Genomic DNA, 22,158 nt, shown 5'->3' with positions numbered 1-22,158 from the left:
ATTTTGGCTATTGCATAGCAAATCTGATATTCGTTTTTACCCTCACTTTAGTTTTGTATTTGATATTCAGGTCTGCCAAAAAAAAACATGTCTGAATTCATCATCGATATTTAACAAATATGATATACAAACTGCCCTTGCTCTATACAATAAACGCGATTAACACACATTCAACTTAGAGAATTAAAAAGGGCATCCTTTGAAGATTTTTAACACCATTAATCGAAATAGTCTGAAAGGCGACATTTTAGGTGGGTTAACTGCCGCTATTGTGTCCTTACCTTTGGCTTTAGCATTCGGTTTAGCCTCAGGAGCAGGGCCAGAGGCCGGTCTGTATGGGGCCATTATTATAGGCCTTTTTGCGGCACTATTTGGCGGTACCCCTACATTAATATCAGAGCCCACAGGTCCTATGACCGTGATCATGGCAGCGGTAGTGACGGCTATGGTCGCGCGCTATCCTGATACTGGTTTAGCCATGGCATTTACCGTAGTCATGATTGCGGGGGTCACCCAAATACTATTTGGCGTATTGAAGTTAGGTAAATACATTACCTTGATGCCCTATAGCGTGATTAGCGGCTTTATGTCAGGCATTGGTTGTATACTTATTATTATGCAGTTTGCACCCGCGGTAGGTGTCACAGCCCCGTCTGGCGGCGTTACCGGAGCGATAATCGCTTTCCCCGATACCTTAAGTAATATCAGTATTACTGAGCTGGGTATGGCGCTAGGTACGCTGCTCTTAATCCTATTTACACCCCGAAAAGTGAAACAGTGGGTGCCACCACAACTGATTGCGCTGGTGGTTATTTCGTTAATCTCCGTGTTTTTACTGACCGACCCTGATATCAAACGTATCGGTGAAATTGACGTCAGTTTACCCTCATTAGTGTTCCCCACCTTTACCCCTGAATTACTGCAAACTATGATACTAGATGGGATTGTGCTGGGTATGCTGGGTTGTATTGATTCGATGTTAACGTCAGTCATTGCCGACAACCTCACACGCAGTGAGCACAAATCAGATAAAGAACTGATTGGCCAAGGCTTAGGTAATTTGTTCTCAGGTTTGTTTGGCGGTTTGCCTGGTGCGGGTGCAACCATGGGGACGGTGGTGAATATCCAAACCGGAGCCAAATCGGCCTTGTCAGGTCTTATCCGTGTGTTCATATTAATTGTGGCTGTATTTGGTGCATCTGGCCTCATCTCGGTTATTCCTATCGCTGTTCTGGCGGGCATTGCTATCAAGGTGGGCATAGATATTCTGGATTGGAGTTTTATTAAACGCGCCCATAAAACATCCAAGCAAACCAGTTACATCATGTACGCGGTATTGCTGCTGACAGTCTTTGTTGATTTGGTCGTTGCCGTAGGGATCGGGGTATTTATTGCGAATATTATTACGATTGAAAAACTCAGTGCTTCACAGGCCAAAAATATTAAAGCGATAAGTGATGTGGACGGTCGATTACCCCTTAATAAAGAGCAACGCTCGCTGCTGAATAAAGCCCAAGGACAAATCCTGTATTTTTACTTAAGTGGGACTATGATTTTTGGCGTATCCAAAGCCCTCTCCAGAGAGCTGGGCAGTTTGGGTGATCACCATGCTTTAATTGTAGATTTAAGCGATGTTTCTTTTTTAGATGACACTATCGCTCTGACTATCGAAAATTTGATAAAAGATGCCCAAGAACTTGATAAACAAGTGGTGATGCTGGTGAATAAGCCCCGCACCAAAGACAAACTTATGCACTTGGGTTTTGAAACCCTACTGACGGATGCAGACTTTGTATATGACCGTACCCAAGCGTTAACCTTAGCTCATCAAAAACTTCACAATGCCGGTGTTTTAATTGATTGAGCTAGGTAACCTGAACTCGGGATAAGCCATACCGTTTAGTACAGCTATTACTGCAAATATCTTCGTTAAATTTGCTGTACGAGCATATTAAAGTTTGAAACTGAAACCCCATGAAACCCGCGATTTTGTGTATTCAATTTTCGCCCAAGTTATGTAATGTTTGTAACTAGGAAAAGCCAAAGTTTAAACTCTATAAAAATACAACGAATTAATGTTTGAAACTCAGCCTTACCTAATAAACTGACAGACGGGTTTGAGCTCACAGCGAACAGGAGCCGTTCAAGCAATCTGTATATCTTTAGACTTTTTGATGTTGTCGATTGGTATCCTAATGGCAGGTGATCCGACAGGCTGTGTAAAAACTCGGATTACAACCGCCAAATCTTACCCTCTGTGATACTCAACCTTCCAAATGACTTAGTCACTGATTATTAGCGTTAGCGCGGAATTTTGGATTTGGAGTGTTAAGACGGGTTGTTAATGATAAATGTGACGTTTAAAGGCTGTTTTATCTCATGAATTCAGGCTAAATCTCCCCTTATTGCCTGATGGCCTCCATCAAACCAGCTGTCCCCATTATTGTCATCATTCTCTTCAGGTTATAAGCCAGCACATGCAGGTTCATCTCGATACTGACATTCTTTCTACGCTTCATTAAAAAGTGTGTCGTGCCCATCCACATTTTGATAGTACCCAACGGATGCTCCACGGTTTGTCTTCTCACAACCGATATCTCTGGATTATCGTCGAGCCGCTGCTGCATCGCGTCTATCTCATGTTCGTGAACCCAACGTCTCATTTTCCTTGGCTCTTTTAATGACTTCGTGCATTTATCTCTAACACTACAATCACGGCAAGCGTAAAAATTAACGTATACCTTTTGCTCAAGGCCTCTTTCGGTCACGTCACGTTGGTACGGTAATTTCTCGCCCGCTGGGCAAATATAAAGGTCTTGGTCTTTATCGTATTTAAATAATGATTTGTTGAATATGCCTTTTTTTTCTGAGCCAAACTGTATCAGTTTGTGGCACGTTTGCCGATTTATTTGGAAGAGTAATAAGCAAAAAACAGCCCGCCAAAAATATTCTTGATCAAGCCGGAGTGAGTTTGTGGTACATAATTTACGCCGTACATGCCTTACTCTGATGGTAAGCCTAGGAATTCGAGAAGAAGTTGCTGAGAAATGTGTAAATCACCACGCTTCAAATATTGTGAGAATTTATAACAAGTATGAATACAAGCAAGAGAGAAAAGAGGCTCATGAAAAAGTAGCGAAATTAATTCTTCCGATGACCAATTTTACAGTTAAGGAATAGATATGAAGTAGCCTAAAGTCAACTATGGTTGACTTTAGATTTGTTTCAATGAACGAACCAATCAAAAGTTAATTATAATTTACTTATAGTGGTTAAATAAGCATAACCATCCCAAAAGTAAACTATTATTGACTTTTGATGGGTTTTTTATTAACTTATATTTAAAAGTAAATTAAAGTTAACTTATGGTGTTGTATGTCAATAAAGCAAACGTTAGGTAGAGTGGTTAAAAGTACCACTATGCCAGATTTAACAAAAAGCTTTTCACCTGAGCAGTTAGCTGAAGCGATTACAGCTAAGCGCACAGGCATGAAGCTTACATTGGTTGACGTGTCTGAAGCACTTTCACTCTCAAAACCTACTCTGATCAAAATTGAAAAGGGTGATACCAACGTTAAACTCGCCAATATATTAAAAGTGATGGAGTATCTTGGTTTGTCATTCAGTATTATCTCTGATGAACACACAAAAAATAACAATACTACCGGAGCAAGTGATGACCAGTGGTACTAATGTAAATAATTTGTATGTATTCCTAAGTCATCATAAGAAAATCGCCACGATCAGTATTCCAGTAGGCTCTGATACTGAAATTTCATTAACTTATGAGTCCTCATGGGTTGAAGAAGGCTTTGCAGTTTCCCCTTATCTGCCATTAGATGGTAACTTTGATCATCGAGCCGTTAGAAACTATTTACAAAACTTATTACCTGAAGGTAAAGGTCTGGAAGAAATTACCAGTAATACCACTATTTCTAAAAATAATACGTTTGGCTTAATAAAAATAATTGGGGAGGAAACCTCTGGTGCACTCTCTTTCAGAGGGGAAGGCAGTGATGCGAAAGAAACGACTTTCCGAGAAGTAACGACAGACGAATTAGATGAAAAACTGACTCGCTTTAAAGCTGTGGGGGAATCCATCACCTATTGGGACGGTAGAACTCGTTTATCGGTTGCCGGTGTTCAAGATAAACTTAATTTTCTTGAAGTCGATGGCAAGTTAGGTTTTGGCGAAGGCGAATTATGTTCTAACAAAATTGTTAAGTTCGAAACAGGCAAAGCGCCTTTTATCGCTGTGAATGAACTTTTTACCATGTTACTAGCTGATGAGGCTGGAATTAACGTTCCTCCTGTTGAAGTACGCACCTATGGTGGCGTACGAGCTTTTGTGATTGAACGTTTCGACAGGCGTGTTGTGCCTGATAACTCTCGTGTATTACGCCGACATGTTATTGATGGTTGCCAAGCGACTAACCTTCCTCCGTCATATAAATATGAACGCCAATATGGTGATGAAGGCGATGGCATATATATCCGCGATGGTGTTTCGTTCCCCAAATTATTTGCAGTTGAAACGACTAATTCTGAAGCTTATCAGGCCCAACTTGTTCGTTGGATGACGTTCAATATTTTAGTACGTAACTATGATGCACATGGTAAAAACATCAGCTTTTTTGTAGGTAAAAAAGGCTTAGAACTAACACCTTTTTATGACCTAGTGAATATAGAGGCCATCATCAGAGAAGTACAAAACTCCCAAGTTGACGGTACACGTGCTAAAGAAAACGTTATTCCACAACATTATGCGATGTCAATTGGAGAGTACAATACTGGAAACGCGGGTAACTTTAACTCACCTATTTCAGCCTATATGCTAGCCGACTTTGCTGATGAGTTTGAAATATCATTACCTCGTATGCAATTGCTCATGAGTCAAATGATTAAAACGGTACTCAGTAAAATAGATATAGCAAAGGATAAAGCACTAGAACAAGGTTTATCTGCCTTAGAAGTCAACCACATCGAATTATGTATCGAGATTATCAAGGAAGCAGCTGAAGAGATAAATAAAGAAATTGAAGACTTACCTTCTATGGAGGCGTTCTTTGAATAAGGGGAGTTAAACTCACTTTATTTGATCGCGTTATTTAGTGTAATAGAGCTGACGTTGAGCAGACAGTTATTGATAATTTTGATTTAGCTGTAGCTCAATAGAAACGGGCACTGATTTTCAAAATGTATTGTAAATAAGAAAAAATCGATTTTAATTTTTTTGCTATTTTATTAGCCGTAAAATTTCAAACCTTGAAAATAAAGGGCTGCAGAGCAATTTAATAGAAATTTTTCGATTTACTCTGATCAATGTCAGTTGAAGGTAAATTATTAGAAGATATTAGAGCGGCTACTAAGTCAGGTATGGCTTTAGGTAATGAAAGGTTTAAAAATGAACTGGCATCACTAACAGGTAGAAGATTACATGCCTTACCTCCCGTCAGAAAACCGGGCTGGCGTAAAAGTTAATTCGTTTAACGTTGTTCTGACCCCGATATTTCTGAGCTGACGACATAACTCAACAAACTTGCGGCAGACATTTTTGATCCCCTTGCCATTATCTTTTCTAAAGTTGGCGATAGTTTTAAAGTCAGGTCTTAAACGCTCAAGCAACCACATTAATTCAACGTTGCGGTGACTTTCCTTTTCCAACCTGCGAGATGACTGAATGCGCTTTAAGTAACCATAGATGCAGAGTTTTAACATTGTAGAAGGATGATAGCCTGGGCGGCCAGTAAGCTTTGGGTTAACGGTCTCAAAACCTAAGTCTAATAAATCAAGGTGGTCAACAAACATATCGATAACTCGAACTGGATTATCTTCGGTAACAAAGTCATCTATTGATTCTGGGAAGAGTGTCGATTGGTGTCTTGGTTGACCTTTAATATGGTGAGACATGTTAGATATACTCTGGTTTGGCTTACCATTTTATGATACTAAATTCGGTCTTAAAGTTGGATCGGTGGCTAAGACTGATTGATCATAAACATCACGTACTTAGACCAAAAGGTGATCAATAGTTTTTACACAGCCTGCCGACTAAGCGGTCATTGAGATTTGAGGAACCATGTTAGGATTCAGGGTAAGTTTGACTAAAATTTACTGCTTGTTTGTGGGGCTGGTTTAAGCTCGTTGCTACCGTTGGAATGCTCTCAAATGATGTTCACTTAGACACTATAGCTAACATTAAATAGGTATACATATTATGTTTCTATTTAATCGGCTAATTTCTTACTTGTACAATACCAAATTTATCTGGATACTTTATTGCCCGACTGAACCGCGTATGAAAATGAAATAAAAATTTTGCTATTGTGGACTTGGGGCTAGCATTCAATCTTTAGTAGATATGGATAATAATTGCACTATATGGATTATAGACGATGAAAAAAATATAAATTTACTTGCCATAATATCGGTTGTTTTTTCCTTAAACACATTGGCATTTGTTCAACAGAATGATCCTCCAGCAGTGCTCGAGGTCATTTCTGTAAGTGGCACTTCTACTTCTGGGTTTGGCGCTAGTTCTTCACTACCAGGATTTGGGTATAGTGCTTATGGTGGTAGTGGTGGTGGTAATACATCACCTACATCACCTACACCACACACACCTGTACCTGAGATTGATAAAGAAGAAGTCTGCGAGAAAGGAACCCGATCAGCGGTTGCCACGCACTCTAGTTGTGTCGCTAGAGAGCTTCAGACATTTGCCACAACAATATCTACAGAATGTAATGATGAAAATCAGAAAGATGAATCCGCAAACGCGCCGTTTTTTTACAGCAAGCGAAGGTTCTGATAATTATCTAAAATGCTACAATCAGGAAAAAGCAAACAGAGATGCTGGAGTAGCTCGATGTGTTGCAAATAGAGATGCCACTATACGTGATAACTGTAATTAATTGGAGGCGAAACAAATGGAAAGAAAAGTTAATTTAAAAGTAGTCGTCGTAATACTACTTTTTATAACATTAATTGGCATCTATTTTTTCATAATATCAAAGGATAATTATCCTGAAATACATGCCGACATTAACAAATCCAAATCCGAACCTGTTGTACAAAAACAACAAGTAAATTTAGTAAGACCTATTCTATCATCAGACACCAAGATAGATAAACAAATACAAGCTCTTAAAAACAAGGCAAATGACTTGTATGCTGAAACCTTGAGAAAAGGAGAGAGTATTGAATCAAAGCAGTACAGCTATGAAGAAAATTGGTGTGTTGCAGCCGAAGATTTATCCCAAGAAGACTATTTATACGCAAAAAAACTAAAGAAAGAATGGATGCTTTCTAGAGGTTATGCATATGTCTCAGATACCAATGAAGGTATACAGCTTTTTCGCTTAAACGATGAATATCTGGAGCCTTATAAAGAAATTGATAAGGAATCTTTAATTCAATTTGCCAATGATGACGACCTGTTGGCTTTATTGGTTTTAGTTCAATCCGATGAGGTTAGTAGCGAAGTTCGCAGCAAAGCTGCTCAACAACTAGTAGTGCAAGGAAACGTATCTGTAGGTTTAAGTCAGTTGGTTATGGACGAATTGAATAATGCTAGATTTGCATACTCAGAAGGAAGTGATAATAAGGAAGCCAAAGAACACATTTTACAGTCACTGGCTATGGTAGAATATGGACTTCAACGAAAAGACTTGTCAGCTCTAAATGCATTTCTAATGTTTACCAATGACTTTAAAGATTTCCTAAATGGTTTAGATCCGAAGACTGTTGTCAGTAATGCAGATTTTTTAGAAATATCAGACCGAGCGGAGTCTTTTTACAAAAAAGTTAACGAATATCGAGCTGAAAAAAACTTAGGCGAACTTGACGATAAAGATATATCTAAGATAGGAGATATACATTATCAGGAATTACTTTCGACAACATTCGATCAATACAACGATATTTTAACTAGCAATTTATTTCCAGACAACTGGAAAGAAACCTACATTAATAAAACTCCATGCGTATCAAGACTTATTGCAAGGAAAAAATATCTAACAGAACAACTTCCAGAGATTAATAGAAAGATACGCCAACTGGAACGGATGAATAAAGGTTAATTTACCCCTAATTAATGTTGGGTAGGCTCTCGTAAATTAGAACTATCCAGCATTAATAGGAACAAACATGTCAACTATATAAAATGATGTCCTAAAACATCATTTTTGTAACAACGCGCGGTAGCGTTAAACTAACGCCAATCCACCACCTAATTCATTTAACCAAAAATTCACTAAATACCCTTTTATTGCTAAAAAAATTAAATTCACCCAATGACCCATGGACGGTGCGCGACTCATTCAAAACTATCGGGGTCACCCATAAGTCAGCCGTTGTCAACAGTGCGATAAAAGTCGGATCGCTTTTTAGCAAACATTTAAGTTTGTGTTTCCTTACAGCGTGCTCCGGTTTTTATTCGCTAATATGTTTTTCTATTGGTTGTGCTGGATAATTTATCCGCAACGGTCACCCATCTGGCTCTAGTCCTTGGCCTGTTAAGGCCAATTTCCCACGCACATTGTGCGCCACAAAAACGTCAGTTCCCCATGTTATCCAATGCGATATACGCACAGAGGTGGTGGCTAGGCTTTCACCTTCCAGACCCTACTTGGCTTAACATGCGGGCGAACAAAATAAAGTCCGATATCACCCTCCATTCAGAATAACACTGGTTTAATATCCAACCCCGATTGCTGGCTGAATGACACCGGGAAACTAACTAAAGGCGCGTTCGATATCAAAGGCCTGTTTATTCTTTAACATGTGAAATACCGCTCTGGCGATTTTATGGGCGACAGCTCTAATGGCAACAATACCATTGCGCTTTTGTTTTTTACGCTCGTAAAAGCGTTTGGCTTTGGCATCAAACCGCACTAGAAAATGGGCAGCCTCGGAAAAGGCCCATGACAGGTATTTATTGCCTGCTTTACGGTTACCTGTGCCTTTCTTCTTGCCGTTACTTTCACGCACACTGTTAACGCAACGACAATAAGAGGCGTAGTTGCCTGCGGCTGAAAATCGGTTGATATCCTCTGTTTCCAACATAATGGTTAAGCCTAAAATAGGGCCAATACCGGTCACCGTTGTGAGCAGTTTAAATTCATCTTTAAGTTCAACCGCTTCCAGTGTTTGTTGTTCAATGATGGCAATCTGTTTGTCCAATTCTTTGAGCATGATGAGATTACTTTTGGCTGAAAAATATAAAAAACTATCAGGCTCGAAAGGTAACGTGAAGGTCTTTTTACGAATATCGACACAGTTGACCCGATACCCTAACGAGCGCCAAATTTGATTTTGAATGCTTATCATATGGCTGGATGCATGTTTCACCAATTGACGCCTACGTCGCAATAAGTCCCGTACTTGTCGATATTCAGGTGGATAAATATGACCCGTAGGCAATATCCCTAATCGCATCAAATGCGCAAGGTGAAAGGCATCCTGATGGTCACCACTGTACTTTAAACCGTCGTATTGTTTGACGGCCGCCGTGTTGACCAGCTCCACTTGATAACCATGTTCCATTAGGCCATCCACTAACCAATACCAGTTAAAAGTAGATTCAACAGCCACCGCTTTTATCTTCTCCCTTTTAAGGGGCAAGTACTTCAAGTGTGGTGTGTAAATTGTTGTCGATACGCTTATCCACAACTTTATTATCCTCTTCATCAATAACAACCACGACGTGATTGTTTGAATGTAAGTCAATGCCCGAGTAAAATGACATAACAGCCTCCCGTTTGTGATGGTTTGAGCACCTTCAGCATAGCTGAACATGAACTCGGAGGCTGACTTGAGGATTTTCAGAACAAAGTTAAATTATTTGTGATGTAATTGGAAATAGCTCAATCCTACTAATGTCAGTAATGTCGGAATTGCCGTCCTTAAGATGATTAACTTGTTTGTCTGTTTTTCGCTCATTGCCGTCAGTCACATTTGATTAATCGTATGATGATTTTGCGCTCAATATAATCTGATAGTTCGAATTCTCTTACGACCGCTTTAGGTCGTTTTAAGCCTTTTCTAGACTAGAACCTTATGTCGGCAATTGGCACAAACCCGTCGGACAGCGGGTTTTATTTAGTTGTGCGAGTTTCAAACTTTAATATGCTCGTACACTTGCTCTCAATAGCTGGCTATTCCTTCACAAGCTCGCCTCGATAAACACAATAATATCAGCACTGGATGCATTCAATATTTTAGCAAATCATTTTTACGTCCTAACGTACTGTTTTATTAAATTGTTTTTAAGAACGCGGCACGCCTTAACTCGAGTTCAGGTTAGGTAACAAAATCTTTGGGGATGAAAGCAACATCGATTAACAAAGGTAAATTGGAATAATAAAGTTTGCTGCTGTGTTTAAGTGATCTTTGATTAAAGGGTATTATTTGATATGAATTATGTATTTTTTATTATCCGGAATATTAATGAAATATTTAGCTCTACTTAGTTTTAGCCTATTGTTCAGCCCGATTTTATTGACTCAATGGTCTGCTGGAATAGCGACTATTTTTCCTTTTAACCCATACCTAGGAACAGATACAGAAATAAAGGTATTACCCATCATCACTTACGAAGGGAAAAGGTTTAGTTGGCGTGGTCCCTCTTTGGCTTACAAACTCAGTGGATTTGAGCGGGGAGAGCCGTCCATTGCATTGAGTGTAAACTTGCCACCTAATGAGCTTGATACTAACGATAGCGATAGGCTGTAGGGTATAAAAGACCGTGATTTTTCGTTTATGTTGGGTGTTAACTATAGTCACCCCCTCGATTTTGCGACTATATCTGTTTCTTTGGTAACAGATATCTCTAATAAGCATCAAGGGCAGCGCGCAGTTGTTGGGTTGCAAAGAACCCTCTTTACTCACCCAAAACGTAAGTGGATGATTAACCTTGGAGCAGAATTGGAATATTTGTCTGCTGATTATGCTGATTATTATTTTGGTGTGGATGCAGACGAGCAAAACAATTCTGTTTACTTTCAATACGAAGCTGGCAGTGTGCTTCCGCTAGGGGTCACGTTGGGCGGATATTATCAAATAAACAAGCAATGGAATATGGTGGCAAATTTACGTTGGCAGTCTCTACCTAGTGATGTGAAAAATAGTCCAATTGCGGACGGAAGCGTTGCGGTTAATGGTTTTTTTGGATTACTCTACGCTTTTTAAGCTATTTGTTTTAAAGTATGTGACTTAGACAGTAAATAAGGTTTGTAACCTGTTTATATCTTATAGGCGCGCGACCCAAAAATTAGATGCGCGACTCAAAAATAAATTTGCAATAGAAATATAATGAACGGGGTTATAGTGAAATTTATATTATCAATATTGACATCAATATTTGTGACTGGGTGTTCAGTTGTGGGCCAAAGTGATGTGGCTACAGCTCCGTATACTCTTCTAGAGGCCGACGAGGCTCAGAAAATTGAAGTGCGTAACTATGATTCAATGGTATTGGTGTCTACTAGTATGTCCAGTGAAAGTGGTAACAGTGCTTTTAGAAAATTGTTCAGCTATATTACCGGCGATAATGAAGGGGCAACAGAAATTGCTATGACAGCTCCCGTCATTATGAACGATAAAAAAGACGTGAAAAAAGGCTCAGAAATATCAATGACTGCACCTGTGTTTATGAATGACAGTGCCGACAATTCGATGATGTCATTCGTGATGCCAAAAGATTTCACATTGGCAACAACGCCTAAACCTACTAACCCTGAAGTATACTTGAGTGAGCTTAAAGATTATAAAGTGGCTAGCATTCAGTTTAGCGGAACATTGAGCAACAGTAACGTAGAGAAATACACCCTCATCCTTAAAACTTGGATCACTGAAAATGGTTACGTGGCTATCAGTGAGCCAGTAAAAGCTGGCTACAATGGACCTTTAACGTTGCCTATCTGGCGTCGCAATGAAATGTTAATTGAGATTAAGTAAGTTTATTTACAATTATCATCTAGACAGTTATCCATACAACCATTGTAAATATTCAAAAGTACCTAATTGAATTAACATCGCTGTCTGGGTAGTTATCCAATTTAAATGTTAGTCTAACCATAATTAATTTAAGTCTTTAACTATTCAGGAAATTCCTTTTGACACTCAATCGAAAAAAGTCTCGTATTATAGTTATTGGCGCCAATTTTGCGGGCCTTACCGCCGTAAGCAAGCTATGTAAAAGCCATGACGTAACCGTCATTGATGCCAAGCAGGATTTTCAGTGGACACCTAACATCCATGAAATTTTGTCAGACGTTAAAAAAGAAACCAGTCTAAGTTTAAATCTAGACACTATTATCACAAGATTAGGGCACCGCTTTATTAACCAAACTGTCTCTAGCATTGACGGCGCTTTGCAAACCGTCACATTAGATGACAAGCAGATACTCAATTATGATGTATTGTTGATTGCATCTGGCCATTCACGATCAAACTATGGCATTAAAGGCGCTAGCGAATATGCATATGGATTTCGTACGGCTGATGATGTAATACAAATACATAATGATATTGAGGCCCTTCTAAATAACAACAAACATCCCGTTAATATCAGTATTGTTGGTGCAGGTTTTACTGGGGTAGAAGTGTTGGGCGAATTATTACGCAAATATGCATCAAACAAGCAACTGCACTTTAACGTCATCGACAGTGCCTCAAGATTGCTGCAAGCCTTGCCAGAAAAGTTGTCTGATGACGTTATAAGCCAGTGTAAAAGTTACCAAGTTAGTTTTCACTTCAACCAAAAAATCATTGAAGTTAAACAATCTAGTATTCATTTCAGTGACAACAAATCTATCGATTCAGACTTAACCATTTGGTCTGCTGGCACCAAGCTGCCTGATTATCTTAACGACATCAATACACCGATTACTTCTAATGGATTAGCAGTCAATGAGTACTTACAAACTACAGAGTTTAGTAGTATTTTTGTTGCAGGTGATTCTGCTACGCTATCAAGCTCATTACCTAAGCAAGCCAGTATAGCTCTAGACATGGGGCTTCATGCCGCGCTTAATATTAATCGGTTTTGCGATAAAAAAACCTTAAAACCGTTGAAAGTTCGAACTAAACCTATTTTACTCTCGCTCGGTGACATCAACACATACTTCGTCCAAGGCAAGTTAGTTTTAGCCAGTCCACTTTTGGCCGCAGGTAAAGAAGCTGTTTACCAGTTTTATATGGCTCGCTTATCAGCACTTCTGCCCATAGAGCAACGAGTTTTAGGCATAGCTGACAGAATTACTCTATCCACCGAGAAGCTATTATTAGTCGAAATTTTAAAGTTAAGGCCCAGAGTATTAATAGGGCGGAGTAAAGTTTTATAAGGGCATTCATCATCGCCCTTTAATAAAATGTCAGCCCTACATTATAAAATCGGTCAAATTTGATTATTTTATTAACTCATTGCCAATACTATTTAACGAATCGACACAGTGATTCTTTAGATAAGTAATTGCTTAAATTAGAGATTCTTTAAATAATAGTTAGTTTAAGCTAATTATTATTTCATCCTAGTATAGAACATACTGCCTATATTCTTCAGATGCAAAGCCTACATATTAGGCCGTTGCTTTAAACAAAAATTAGCGGTACTTTAAATTCAGTATTGAATATTTCTCCTCACTTCATGCTTGGATGAGGTTAATCAAGTTATGCAAAACGTTTTATGAATATTTAATAAATGAACGCTTGATTATTGTTGGCATTGAGGCAGGTGATGTAGTCCATATGAAAGGGACCTCATTAAAACGTTTTTCAACAACCTGAAGGAAAATCAATGGATCACCTTAGCGGCTTAGATGCGGCATTTTTACACTTGGAATCACCTGAAACTCCGATGCATGTTGGTGGCCTGAGCATATTAGAGCTGCCTGCAGATTATGAAGGTGATTTTATGGAGGATGTGCGAACCCATATTCAAAATCGCATGCACATGGCACCTATTTTTCAGCGCAAGTTAATCAATATGCCATTCGATATCGCTAATCCGATTTGGGTTATGGATGAGGCTATCGATATTGACTACCACATCCGACATGTGATTGTACCGCCACCTGCGACTAGGGGGAGTGTGGATAAACTGGTAGCTCGATTGCACTCTAGCTTGCTAGATCGTAGCCGCCCTTTATGGGAGATGCATATACTCGATGGTTTACCCGTGCCCTCAGACTCACCTAAGGGCACCCGCTATGTGGGACTCTATTCTAAAATGCATCATGCTGCGCTCGATGGTATGGGCGGCCAAGTATTAATGGAAGCCATTATGGACGTGTCGGCAGTACCCCGTGCAGTGAACAAGCGTAAGCGCCGCAGAGAATCTGCTAGGGCAGACAACTATGGTATTGCCGAACTTACGGCGTCAGGTGTGATGCATAACATTAGCCAATCAATTAAATTGACCAAAAACATGCCAAAGTTAACACTCAAAGCTTTGGCCATGCTCAGACCCACTAAGTCCCCTGACGGAAGCAATGCCCATCGCATGAACTGGCTTGCACCCAAGACGCCGCTCAACGCTACCATTACCAATCAGCGTAGTTTTGCACGTTTTTCTATTCCTTATGCCGAGAGTAAAAAAATCGCTAAGCTCAATAATGTCAGTCTTAATGATGTGGTTATGGCAATCTCTGGCGAGGGTATGAATCGTTACTTCAAAGATGAGGGATTTTACGCCAAAGAACCTCTGTTGGCAGCTATACCAGTCAGTGTGCGCCCTGAAGGTAACACCGAACTCAGTAACCAAGTGTCTATGGCCCGAATGAGTCTTGCAACTAATATCAAAGACCCTTTGGAGCGGCTCCAAGCCATCAATGTTTCTTCCACCCACACCAAAACATTGATGTCTGATGTAAAAGCCATTATGCCCACTGACTTTCCCTCAATCGGTGCTCCCTGGTTAGTGAGTAGCATCGCCTCGACGTTAACTCGTACCAGAGTCGCAAACTCGGTACCACCGTTTGCCAACGTGCTGATTTCTAATGTTCCTGGTCCTAACATTACGTTGTACTTTGCTGGCGCCAAACAAATCAGTACCTACCCAGTCTCGATCCCTTATCACGGAATGGGATTGAACATCACATTGCAAAGTTACAATGGTTGGCTCGACTTTGGATTAATTTCGTGTCAAAAGCTGATGCCTGATATACACGAATTGGCGCAGCATATGAAAGATGCGCACCAAGAACTGTTAGAGCTTAGTTTGAAAGCACATCCTGAAGCTGACGTAAGCGAAAACTAAGCCGTTTTAGTTATGTCTCGACTGTAGGTAAAGAGACTAATTAAACATTAATGAATGCCTAAATTGACTGTTCTTTTAGTCTTATTTGGGCTCACTTGTTTTTATGTTTGATTAACCAGTACGTTACTCCCAGAGCAATAGTGACTAAAGCAATACCAATAATTTGCTCTGCCGAAACAATTTTGAGATCTAATACTATGACTTTTCGTGCAACAGCCATCAGAGCTGTAGCCACGACTAATTCTACTGGGATAACATTCGAGCCAAGATACAATCGAATGTTTATAAATATCTCCACAGCTATTAATACCAGCATAAAAGCACCAAAAGTTTGCAGAATATCTTCAACATCTAATAGGTAAATAGGTGGGGAAGAAAGCTTTTGGTACAGAACATAAACAACGTCTGCAATGCTCCAATAAATTACTAACACCATCAAACAAGCAAGAATTCTAATCGCGAATCGAATGGTGATATGCAGAACGTTTAATAACGGATCTGAATGATTTTCAGGTAACTCTTCATGTTTCATAGTTTTATCCAAAAGGGTATAGGGTTATAAGCTTCGAATTCACAAAGTTGTAACACTTAGAAATGCGACTCTGCATAGAACAATAATATTTTCGTTTACAATTATTGATGTTCTCAATTTCGGAATTTCAGAACACCTGTATAAGTCCCTAATATAATATAAACTACGGAGAAAGTACGTTGAATCAACACCTTGAAAATAGTTTTTAGGCATATACAAGTCGTGAGATACATAAATTAGGACATAAAAGTATGTGAATACTGCAGGCTACTAACATGTTGAACCTGTTAATCGAGAAACCAGAATGAAAAACAAAAACTCAATATTACTCCTTAATTGAAGTTCAAAAACTGTCGCTTCAAACGTCCATATTAGTCTGATTTGTCCTTATTTTAAGAGTATCACCGCTTCAAATGTGTAAATGTGTTTATCATTATTTCTGATAGAAGCACCTTGAGCATGTAAAACGATTGTTCTTTTTATGTTAATAATGATGTAATTATATTTTGCTTAATTTTATAACTCAACTTTAACAAGCAATGACGTAGCGACATGCTAATAAGTGTGTACGTTTTAATTTTAGTCCAATCCGAGAGTAACCATATGCTAAAGACAAGACCTGACGGAGAAGTTCAACCTGGTATTAAATGGGGCCCCTTTACGATGCGGATCCCGCTAATTCATATGCGTTTTTCGTTGTCCGATATGCTGCAAGGTTTTGCAGTAGCTGGTGCGACGGGATTGGCTTTGGTCCCTTATTTCATGGCTTTATTGGGGTTGAACTTTGAAGAAGCGGTGACTATGGCGATGTTTCATAGCACGCTTATCTCTTTTTCTTGGATGTTCTTCGGCGACCCTTATGCGCCAGGCTGGTTAACACCAGCAATACCTTTTGTGGTGGCGTTTATTACAGCACCGGCTTATTTGGGGGACCATGTTTCTCAATTTCAAGCCATGACAGCACTTTCATTAAACTTTGCGTTTATTTTGATTGTGTTAGGGGTGACAGGACTTGGCGCTAAGATAATTAAAATTGTCCCGAATGTGTTCAAAGGCGGCATTATACTGGGTGCAGCAATTGCTGCTTTTTTGCGTGTTACTAAAGATGGCGATGCGGCAAATGTATTTCAACTAGCACCTATAGCGGGGACGTTAGGGGTGGTAATTTGTTTAGTATTTGCCTTTTCGAAGCCCCTTCAAGCGCTGGCTATAGATAAAAAGTGGCTGGCGACTATTTTAGGTTTTGGTCTATTACCTGGGTTTGTTATCGCAGGCAGTGTTGGATATTTTACGGGGGAGTTTCAATATAATATTCGCTGGGAAATTCTTGATGTGGTCGCTTCTACTACCTCTTTATGGGAAAAAGCTTCACCTTTTGTGATCGGTTGGCCACCAATTGAAACGCTTATGGCTTCGTTTCCATTAGCGTTAATCACCTATATTTTGTTTTTTGGTGATGTGGTGACTGGCAATGAAATGATAGAACAGGCACAAGCTACTCGCACCGATGAAAAGCTCGAGTTAAACGCCAGTCGCGCACATATGGCCACTGGCATTAGAAATATTATAATGGGTATTATTGCGCCTTTCTTTGCGACTCAAGGAGTGTTGTGGACTGGCATCCAAGTAGTTCTTCTTAAAAAATGGACACAAGGAAGAGACAAGTTAGACTCAATTTTTGACAGCATAGGGAGTTTTTATGCGTTTGGTTTACCTTTTCTATTTATATTACTGCCGTTCGTGACGTTGTTAGAACCCTTATTACCCTTGGCCTTAGCGGTCACTTTGGTGTTGACTGCATTTGCCTGTGCCACGTTAGCCTTATCACTCGTAAATGATGCGACTGAACGAGGCGCGATGGTTATTACAGCCATGGCATTTAGCATCTTTGAACCTTGGTTAGGTTTGTTAGTGGGTATTATTGTGATTGCCGCGTTATGTGGTTTTCAGGTTTTTATACCTAAAAAAGAAATACTTGTAAAAGAAAAGTAATCTACTGAATATCAACTTCAGACGGCTCTTCAAACCGCCGTTTTTTAGTTGTGTTTAAGCAACCTAAACTGCAATTGACTGAACAAACTCAATGTAAAACATATCCGTATCGAAAAGGTAAGTGGGCAGCTTTAATTAGTTGATGAGCTTATTTAAACGCACTTAGTAAATTTTTGAATCAATACCGTGGCTGGATAATATTGCTTGGAGTTTCCCCGATGTTTTCATTCTTTGAACCGCTTGGTTTAACAAAGGTATTAAAGCGCTATGTTCTTTTCTTAATCTCATCACTAAATTACCGCTAGTATGCAAAGCTGCAAAATCTATCTCTGTATTATTGATTTTTGCCCAATACTTAGCGGTTTCTCTTTCTAAAATGATGACCTTGAAGCGATCGTTTTTTAACCCCAAGACCAGTCGACTTTCGTTCAGAAAATCTGTACGAGTAAACTTGTCATCGTCAAAGTATAGATAACCTGAAATAGTACCCACACGACTTCCAAAAATAGATTCTGGAGTCGGAAATAAGTGGGTGTTTTTCTTTAATGATATTATATATTCTGTAATTTCAAAAAAGGGCTCAGTTGCCACAAATTCCGGTCCAGGGTCATTGCCTTTAAACCATTCAAGGCAAGTGAAATCAAAGTCGACCAAGCCATCTATGAGTGCTTTGTCTGCTCGTTTTTGAGGGAAATTGACAGTTTGAAACTGAATACCTGAATCAGCTTCCAAAGCTTTTGATAAATCTGTGAAAACGCTGGTTCCGCCGTTTTTCTCTGCATTTCTAAAAGGCACCCAACCACCTTTTTCTCCCAGATCGAAATATAACGTTGTTGATTCTTTTTTATCTGAAGCAAAACAAGATGTTGCTTGTAAACACAAATAAACAACAAGCACGAATATGTAAATTTTATTATTAAGCACAACTCACCTATATTTTAAATTGTGTTTTATTGTTAATGTGAAGTGACATTAGCGGCTTATTTATCCCTTTCTTGACTCGTCTCATCCTTGGCCAAAGTTGAGATAAAATATACATCTTTTTTCTTGGTGATACGACTGACAATTTCTTCTAAACGTTTTTTATTACCTTCATTGAGGTAACGATTTTGTAGTTCTGTTAAAAACTCAAGGGTGTTCACTTTTTTGTAGAAAAGTAACTCTGCATCGACTAAGCCTTGCAATAAGTTGAGGCTAAAAGCCAACTCACGCGGGAATAATAGATAAGCTTGATAGAAGTCGTCCGTCGCTGCAATATATTGTTTGCTGGTGTATTTTTGCAATCCAATTTTATTAAATTCAAGGGCTTGTGGTCTTCTTTCGCCGATGGCATCTTCGCCTTTTGCGACCAACATACCTGAGACTGTTTTTTCATTACCGTCCTCAATACCTTTGAGCTTTTCTTGGCTGAGTTTTAAAAACTCTTTGGCTTTTTCATCATCGCCGGCATTACGCCAAGCCTGAACTGCATCGGTAACCGTGGATATTTCAGCATCTTGAAGTTCACTCATACCCGGACGAGATAAAATTTCATTCGCTTTGACTACATTACCTTCCATAAAAGCAATCATCGCAAACATATAATCTTTTCTGATGATTAAGCTCGGGTCGGATAGTTTTCTGCCTGCAGCACCAATCAAATATTTGGCGACTTTCAAATCTGAAGAGCTTTCAGGTTTAGATCTCAGTTCTGCTTCAGTTATATAACAGCGAGCAAGATCGAGTGATATTTCATCGTAACGTTCGCGAATAGAGCGGTTAGATTCACGCTTTTTTCTAACAACGTAATGGCTTCTTTGCCACGCTCTTGCGCCTGATATATATAAGCTTTCAAACGAGCGGCAGGAATAGATAACTCGCCTTCGCGGATTTGATGCATGTAGTTTTCAGCTTTGTTGTACTGGTTGTTGTTGACGCTTATGCGTGCCAACCATTCACATGCTTTGACACTGGTGAGTTCTGAAAAAGTCAAATCGCGCAATAAAGTTTCACTTTCTTCTATATGCTCATCTAAAAATAAGTTTTGAATCAAGCCCCATTTTGCCCATATGACCTTGTCTGAGCGTTCTAAAATCAAACGGTAAAGTACTGCAGCCTCTGCATAGCGGCCTAACTTGGTTAGTAATCTGGCACGCAGCTTGGTCAGAGCACTTTTTTTCTTAGGAAGGGTATTTTGTCCTAGCAAATGGTCTAGTAGCACTAATGCTTGCGGATAATTTTCCTCATCCATCATTTCGTAAACAGGCATCAAATATTTATGTAGGTTAAGACAGCTAGAAATATTCTTAACCAAATTACGTATTGTATAAGGCTTGACCACTAATGCTTCTGGATGCACATCAACAATCTGCCCGATTATCAGCGGGAGTCGGTCTGAGGTAATAAACATGACACATGTAGTGTGGGTGATTTTTTTTTGCTTTTGTAAGTCTTGTATGACCTCTACACCATTTTTATTTTGGCCAAGGTGAAAATCCATCAGTAGAAGATCCAACTTCTGATTTTTAAGATTGGCTTTTAGTTCTCGACCATTACTAAAACAGCTAATGTGGCCAAACCCCATATCCAATAAATGATTACGGATATTAGCGCGTGCCATGCCATTGTCTTCCACAACTGCGACTTTAACTTTAGCAAGGGACATATAAGTGAACTATTTTTTACACCTGAGTTGCAGCATAACAGGCGCAAGAGATAAAAATAATGAATTTTTTAAGTCTATATTCGTATGCGCATAAAATTGCATATTTTGAAGTTGTATAGCTATCGACACAGTTATTAGTAAACTAAATTGTTTACTTTACGTTAACGTAAAGGTAAAAATTTGTTAGCCTCGTAAAATATTAACTATTTAGGACTACTTATGCATCTTGTTCCGTCTTTAATCAATGGCGAGTTGGTCACATCGACTTCACTGCCAAACATAGCAGTAACTAATCCCGCTAATAATGAAGTGATTGCAGAATTGACTTGCACCACTGACGCTGAATTGGCGTTAGCCGTGGCTAGTGCAAAAGCGGCTTTCGAAGAATGGAAAGAAGTGCCTGCTTCAGAAAGAGCACGAGTGATGATGCGCTATCAGCATTTGCTGAAAGAGCATCATGAAGAAATTGCTATCATTTTAAGCAGCGAGACGGGTAAAACCCTGGCAGATGCAAAAGGCGATGTGTGGCGTGGTATTGAGGTGGTAGAACAAGCCATGAATATTCCGTCAATGATGATGGGCGAAACTGCAGAAAATGTGGCTAGAGGTATCGATACTTACAGTTATATTCAACCATTAGGTGTGTGTTTAGGTATTACTCCCTTTAATTTTCCGGCGATGATCCCACTATGGATGTTTCCTATGGCGATTGCTTGCGGTAACACCTTCATTCTCAAACCCTCAGAGCAAGACCCTCTGACGCCAATGAAGTTAGCTGAGTTGTTTGTGCAAGCGGGTGCGCCCAAAGGTGTACTTAATGTAGTGCATGGCGGCAAAGAGCAGGTTAACGCGTTACTGAAAGACCCAGACATTCGCGCTGTGTCTTTTGTTGGCTCGGTGCCTGTAGGGCAACATATCTATAAAACAGCCACCGACAACATGAAACGTGCTCAGTGTTTTGCTGGGGCCAAAAATCATTCAGTCATCATGCCTGACTCCAATAAACAGCAAGTCATCAATAACCTAGTTGGCGCTTCTGTAGGCGCAGCAGGGCAGCGGTGTATGGCTATTTCTGTGGCGGTATTTGTAGGCGAGTCTAAAGAGTGGATAGGTGAATTAACTGAACTCTTAAAGGCCGTTAAACCAGGATTATGGGACGATGAATCAGCTGGGTTTGGCCCGTTAATTAGCCCTCAAGCGAAACAAAAAGTGCTGTCATTAATTCAACAAGGTAAAGACGAGGGAGCGACTTGTTTGCTCGATGGCTCAGGTTTTGTTTTAGATAAAGAAGGTTATCAACAAGGTAATTGGGTTGGACCTACTGTTTTTGCCGACGTGAGCGAAGACATGGTGATTTACCAAGAAGAAATTTTTGGTCCAGTATTGTGCTGTATGACAGTTGATACCTTAGAAGAGGCCATTGCTCTCGTGAATCGCAACCCATACGGTAACGGCACGTCTATCTTTACTGCTAGCGGTGCAGCAGCGCGTAAATACCAACATGAAATAGAAGTAGGTCAAGTGGGTATCAACGTACCTATTCCCGTGCCACTGCCATTTTTCTCTTTTACAGGTTGGAAAAACTCTTTTTATGGCGATTTACATGCTTATGGTAAACAAGCCGTGCGTTTTTATACTGAAACAAAAACGATCACAGCACGCTGGTTTGAAGACGATATTCCGTCTGGCCCTAATATGACCATCTCGTTGAAATAGGAAAATAAGGAAAGA

18 protein-coding genes and 2 pseudogenes are annotated in these 22,158 nt (G+C 39.6%); 12 read left to right on the top strand and 8 right to left on the bottom strand.

What is annotated here, in order from left to right; genetic code table 11:
* The first annotated feature begins 199 nt into the window (after positions 1-199).
* Positions 200-1,864, top strand: coding sequence for a SulP family inorganic anion transporter (locus tag C427_RS19670; RefSeq protein WP_007639730.1), 1,665 nt, complete (start codon positions 200-202; stop codon positions 1,862-1,864).
* Between the two features lie 538 nt (positions 1,865-2,402).
* Here C427_RS19670 and C427_RS25190 read toward each other — a convergent pair.
* A pseudogene (locus tag C427_RS25190) lies at positions 2,403-2,904 on the bottom strand (transposase); the annotation flags it as partial.
* Between the two features lie 471 nt (positions 2,905-3,375).
* On the opposite strand from C427_RS25190, the gene C427_RS19660 reads away from it, so the two are divergent.
* Complete coding sequence (locus tag C427_RS19660) at positions 3,376-3,693, top strand: helix-turn-helix domain-containing protein (protein ID WP_007639732.1); 318 nt, start codon at positions 3,376-3,378, stop codon at positions 3,691-3,693.
* Positions 3,677-5,074, top strand: coding sequence for a HipA domain-containing protein (locus C427_RS19655; protein ID WP_007639733.1), 1,398 nt, complete (start codon positions 3,677-3,679; stop codon positions 5,072-5,074). Before C427_RS19660 ends, C427_RS19655 begins: the two co-directional genes overlap by 17 nt.
* Positions 5,075-5,514: 440 nt before the next feature.
* On the opposite strand, the pseudogene C427_RS19650 reads toward C427_RS19655, so the two are convergent.
* Positions 5,515-5,910: pseudogene (locus C427_RS19650) on the bottom strand (transposase); the annotation flags it as partial.
* A gap of 451 nt (positions 5,911-6,361) precedes the next feature.
* Here C427_RS19650 and C427_RS19645 point away from each other — a divergent pair.
* Together C427_RS19645 and C427_RS19640 are read left to right on the top strand one after the other, a co-directional pair.
* A complete protein-coding gene (locus C427_RS19645; RefSeq protein ID WP_007639738.1) occupies positions 6,362-6,811 on the top strand; it encodes a hypothetical protein in 450 nt (149 codons plus the stop codon).
* A 118-nt stretch (positions 6,812-6,929) separates the two neighbouring features.
* Positions 6,930-8,081, top strand: coding sequence for a hypothetical protein (locus C427_RS19640; protein ID WP_007639739.1), 1,152 nt, complete (start codon positions 6,930-6,932; stop codon positions 8,079-8,081).
* A gap of 655 nt (positions 8,082-8,736) precedes the next feature.
* Here C427_RS19640 and C427_RS19635 read toward each other — a convergent pair.
* Positions 8,737-9,594: an IS110 family RNA-guided transposase gene (locus C427_RS19635; protein WP_007639747.1), complete on the bottom strand. Its 858-nt coding sequence runs from the start codon at positions 9,592-9,594 to the stop codon at positions 8,737-8,739.
* Positions 9,595-9,613: 19 nt separating this feature from the next.
* The gene (locus C427_RS28295) at positions 9,614-9,748 is read right to left on the bottom strand and encodes a hypothetical protein (RefSeq protein WP_007639752.1); all 135 of its coding nucleotides are present in this window, start codon (positions 9,746-9,748) and stop codon (positions 9,614-9,616) included.
* A gap of 701 nt (positions 9,749-10,449) precedes the next feature.
* Here C427_RS28295 and C427_RS19630 point away from each other — a divergent pair.
* The 5 genes from C427_RS19630 to C427_RS19610 all read left to right on the top strand — a co-directional run bounded on the left by C427_RS19630 (position 10,450) and on the right by C427_RS19610 (position 15,259).
* Positions 10,450-10,734 carry a MipA/OmpV family protein gene (locus C427_RS19630; protein WP_007639754.1) on the top strand — a complete coding sequence of 95 codons (285 nt, stop codon included), beginning with the start codon at positions 10,450-10,452 and terminating at the stop codon, positions 10,732-10,734.
* Between the two features lie 3 nt (positions 10,735-10,737).
* Positions 10,738-11,190 carry a MipA/OmpV family protein gene (locus C427_RS19625; RefSeq protein ID WP_226991200.1) on the top strand — a complete coding sequence of 151 codons (453 nt, stop codon included), beginning with the start codon at positions 10,738-10,740 and terminating at the stop codon, positions 11,188-11,190.
* Positions 11,191-11,328: 138 nt separating this feature from the next.
* Positions 11,329-11,958 carry an SOUL family heme-binding protein gene (locus C427_RS19620; protein WP_051075223.1) on the top strand — a complete coding sequence of 210 codons (630 nt, stop codon included), beginning with the start codon at positions 11,329-11,331 and terminating at the stop codon, positions 11,956-11,958.
* A 158-nt stretch (positions 11,959-12,116) separates the two neighbouring features.
* Positions 12,117-13,346: an NAD(P)/FAD-dependent oxidoreductase gene (locus C427_RS19615; RefSeq protein WP_007639761.1), complete on the top strand. Its 1,230-nt coding sequence runs from the start codon at positions 12,117-12,119 to the stop codon at positions 13,344-13,346.
* Positions 13,347-13,798: 452 nt separating this feature from the next.
* On the top strand, positions 13,799-15,259 hold the full coding sequence (locus tag C427_RS19610) for a WS/DGAT/MGAT family O-acyltransferase (RefSeq protein WP_007639764.1): 1,461 nt from the start codon (positions 13,799-13,801) through the stop codon (positions 15,257-15,259).
* 91 nt (positions 15,260-15,350) lie between these two features.
* Here the strand turns inward: C427_RS19610 and C427_RS19605 are convergent, their stop codons facing one another.
* On the bottom strand, positions 15,351-15,791 hold the full coding sequence (locus tag C427_RS19605) for a phosphate-starvation-inducible PsiE family protein (RefSeq protein WP_007639766.1): 441 nt from the start codon (positions 15,789-15,791) through the stop codon (positions 15,351-15,353).
* A gap of 603 nt (positions 15,792-16,394) precedes the next feature.
* Between C427_RS19605 and C427_RS19600 the strand changes: the two genes are divergently transcribed.
* Entirely contained in the window at positions 16,395-17,783 is a 1,389-nt protein-coding gene (locus tag C427_RS19600) for a xanthine permease (RefSeq protein ID WP_226991194.1), read from the top strand.
* A gap of 162 nt (positions 17,784-17,945) precedes the next feature.
* Here the strand turns inward: C427_RS19600 and C427_RS19595 are convergent, their stop codons facing one another.
* From C427_RS19595 to C427_RS27850, 3 genes are read right to left on the bottom strand one after another with little or no spacing between them, the layout of a single operon-like run.
* Positions 17,946-18,707 carry a substrate-binding periplasmic protein gene (locus C427_RS19595; protein ID WP_007639769.1) on the bottom strand — a complete coding sequence of 254 codons (762 nt, stop codon included), beginning with the start codon at positions 18,705-18,707 and terminating at the stop codon, positions 17,946-17,948.
* Between the two features lie 56 nt (positions 18,708-18,763).
* Complete coding sequence (locus C427_RS27855; RefSeq protein WP_015431224.1) at positions 18,764-19,441, bottom strand: hypothetical protein; 678 nt, start codon at positions 19,439-19,441, stop codon at positions 18,764-18,766.
* Positions 19,442-19,482: 41 nt separating this feature from the next.
* A complete protein-coding gene (locus tag C427_RS27850; protein ID WP_015431223.1) occupies positions 19,483-20,427 on the bottom strand; it encodes a response regulator in 945 nt (314 codons plus the stop codon).
* 219 nt (positions 20,428-20,646) lie between these two features.
* Between C427_RS27850 and C427_RS19585 the strand changes: the two genes are divergently transcribed.
* Entirely contained in the window at positions 20,647-22,143 is a 1,497-nt protein-coding gene (locus C427_RS19585; protein WP_007639772.1) for a CoA-acylating methylmalonate-semialdehyde dehydrogenase, read from the top strand.
* Positions 22,144-22,158 lie beyond the last annotated feature (15 nt).

Origin of the sequence: Paraglaciecola psychrophila 170 (assembly GCF_000347635.1) — a bacterium.
Lineage (GTDB): Bacteria > Pseudomonadota > Gammaproteobacteria > Enterobacterales > Alteromonadaceae > Paraglaciecola > Paraglaciecola psychrophila.
Note: the sequence above shows the minus strand (reverse complement) of the source record. Positions and strands in the feature narration are given on the sequence as shown.